Source organism: Pseudomonas syringae pv. cilantro, from assembly GCF_001293775.1.
GTDB classification, from domain to species: Bacteria; Pseudomonadota; Gammaproteobacteria; order Pseudomonadales; family Pseudomonadaceae; genus Aquipseudomonas; species Aquipseudomonas syringae_P.
This window is the reverse complement of record NZ_LGLN01000065.1, coordinates 273,073-274,352: the sequence shown is the minus strand read 5'-3', so window position 1 is coordinate 274,352 and position 1,280 is coordinate 273,073. Positions and strand designations below refer to the sequence as shown.

General features: G+C 54.0%; 2 protein-coding genes. One reads left to right on the top strand and one right to left on the bottom strand.

The window, feature by feature from the left end:
* Positions 1-378, bottom strand: a 378-nt coding sequence (locus ABJ99_RS28795; RefSeq protein ID WP_080378188.1) for a type III secretion system chaperone family protein, incomplete at its 3' end; no start/stop codon positions are given.
* Positions 379-801: 423 nt separating this feature from the next.
* On the opposite strand from ABJ99_RS28795, the gene ABJ99_RS27315 reads away from it, so the two are divergent.
* On the top strand, positions 802-1,280 hold a 479-nt coding region (locus ABJ99_RS27315), incomplete at its 3' end, for a cryptochrome/photolyase family protein (RefSeq protein WP_147461955.1).

The following is a 1,280-nucleotide window of genomic DNA, read 5'->3' as shown; positions in this document are numbered from 1 at the left end:
ACAAAAAATCTGACAGTCCCCCAGTGTTTGCCACAGCGCCACACGATCTAATGATTCCAAGGTCACTGTGTGGTGCACGAACAGCTCTTGGTTCTCCGTATTGAGTGCAATGGCACTTCCCCGAAGTACATTTTTCTGAGCGTTGATGGCCAGTGCTGAAGCGAGCACTCGACCATCGACAGCGGGCTGCAGCTCAAGCAAAGTGCCGTACAAATGAAGACTTGAAAAAGCGTCCGGAACCGCCAACTGGAACAGGTTGCCCTCTCTGTCAGAGAAAGCGCTGTGACCATCCTGATCAACGCAACCTGCAGGATGCTTGATGCAAGCGGCTGTTTTTAGCCATTCGTCAATATCATTTCGAGCCTGATTACCGTTCATTCTTCTCCACGCACTGTTGGGGTTGGACCTGAAAAGTCACCGCTTACGTGGTCATGACCTTGCGAAGAGTTCCATGCTGAAGTGGTTGCTGGCAGTGCGCTTGACTAGGTTGTTGGCGGGGATTCTGGTACTTAACGCACTGCATGTAGCGTTCGACGGACTCGAAGAAAAGGCGCTTTCTCGGTAACGCAGAAGGGGTCGTTAAAAATCCATGAAAATTTGCGCCTGAACTACATTGATACGAATTTTAAGGCCCTCCGCCCGTCTCAAGGCTAAGATCCTCGTCTTCGTTCGCGCCAGCGATGTTTCATTTGCGTGTTGCACAGGCTTGTAGACATTTTTTCTGGCCAGCAACCAGACGCTTGCTTGGACCTTAATTACTGAAGTGTTTTAAGCAGATTTTATACTTAGAGACTCCGCCTCATGACCCAAACCCATCGCCTCCATCTCGTCCTCGGCGACCAGCTCTCCTTCGACCTCGCTTCCCTGCAAGACCTGAACCCCGAGCACGACACGGTCTTGCTGGTCGAGGTGATGGAGGAGGCGAGTCATGTGCCGCATCATCCGCAGAAAATCGCGTTGATCTTCAGTGCCATGCGTCATTTTGCCGAGGCGTTGCGCGAGCGTGGGGTTCAGGTGCGGTACGTGACGCTCGATGATCCGGAAAACGCAGGCTCGGTGCCCGGCGAATTGCGTCGCTGGCAGGCCTTGTTGAACGCGGACGAGTTGCACGTCACCGAGTGCGGCGACTGGCGGCTGGAGCAGTCGATCAAGGACTGCGGCTTGCCGATCCACTGGCATGCCGACACGCGTTTTCTCTGTTCCCGTGAAGAGTTCTCATCGTGGGCGCACGGTAAAAAGCAGCTGCGCATGGAGTTTTTCTACCGGGAGATGCGCCGCAA